We start from the raw sequence: 1216 nt of genomic DNA on the forward strand, positions 1-1216 counted from the left end.
TTGAATAGCCCCTAGTTTTCTAGACGCCTTCCGCTTTCAAAATCTGCTGCCGTTCGAACTCGGCGGGCGACAGCATACCGTTCCTGACGTGCTTGCGCACCGGGTTGTAGAACATCTCGATGTAATCGAACACATCCTGCCGGGCTTCCTCGCGGGTTTTGTAGGTCCGCCTGCGGATGCGCTCGCGTTTGAGGCATGAGAAGAAGCTTTCCGCCACGGCATTGTCGTGGCAGTTACCGCGTCGGCTCATCGAGTGCTCAAGATTGTGGGCTCGGATGAACGCTGCCCAGTCCATGCTGGTGAACTGTGAACCCTGATCCGAATGGATCAGCACACGGCCTTTGGGCTTGCGGCGCCAGACGGCCATGTGCAGTGCCTGCAAAACCACATCGGTGGTCTGCCTGCTTTGCATCGACCAGCCCACCACCCGACGCGAAAACAGATCGAGCACGACAGCCAGATAGGCAAAGCCTTCCATGGTTCGGATGTAGGTGATGTCTGTCACCCACGCCCGGTCAGGTGCTGCAACATCGAATTGGCGCGCCAGCGTGTTGTCGACCACCAGCAACGGCTTGCCGCCATAGCTGCCAGGCCGCCGTTTATAGCCGATCTGCGCCTTGATGCCGGCCAGTCTGGTTAGCCGGGCAACCCGGTTCGGGCAGCAGGTCTCGCCCTGGTCGGCAAGGTCGTCATGCAACTTGCGGTAGCCATAGACCTTGCCGCTGTCGTTCCACGCCTGCCGCAGCAACTCGGTTTGCCGCACATCTTCCTGGGCTCGCTGGCTCAACGGGTTCTTGGCCCAGGCATAGTAGCCGCTGGGCTGCACCGCCAGGCATCGGCACATCGCCCGAACCCCGAAACGGTCGCGATGCTCGGCAATGAACGCGTATCTCACTTGGCATCTCTGGCGAAATACGCGGTGGCTTTTTTTAGGATGTCGCGCTCCTCGGTCACCCGGGCCAGTTCGCGCTTCAACTGGCGGATCTCGGCATCCTTGCCCGCATCACCAGATACCTGCCGAGTAAATTGCCGCTTCCATGCATACAACGAATGCGCGCTCACCCCGAGCCGCTGCGATACCTCTGCCACCGGATAGCCTCGCTCGGTAATCTGGGCCACCGCGTCACGTTTGAACTCATCGCTGAAATTGGGCTTCCCCATCATCGCCTCCTGTCCTCAAAATTAGGATCAAAGGCGTCCAGAAATCTAGGGGCTA

Annotated in this window: 1 protein-coding gene; it reads right to left on the bottom strand. The window is 59.5% G+C overall.

The genetic code is table 11. The features are described 5' to 3' along the window. Window positions 1-19: 19 nt before the first annotated feature. Window positions 20-1161, bottom strand: a protein-coding gene (locus AQZ49_RS21620; RefSeq protein WP_156428443.1) for an IS3 family transposase whose coding sequence is annotated in 2 segments (ribosomal slippage) — window positions 20-921 and window positions 921-1161 — 1143 coding nt in all. Because the reading frame shifts where the segments join, the coding sequence is not laid out codon by codon here. Between the last annotated feature and the right edge of the window lie 55 nt (window positions 1162-1216).

Source organism: Novosphingobium sp. FSW06-99 (assembly GCF_001519065.1).
Classification (GTDB): Bacteria; Pseudomonadota; Alphaproteobacteria; order Sphingomonadales; family Sphingomonadaceae; genus Novosphingobium.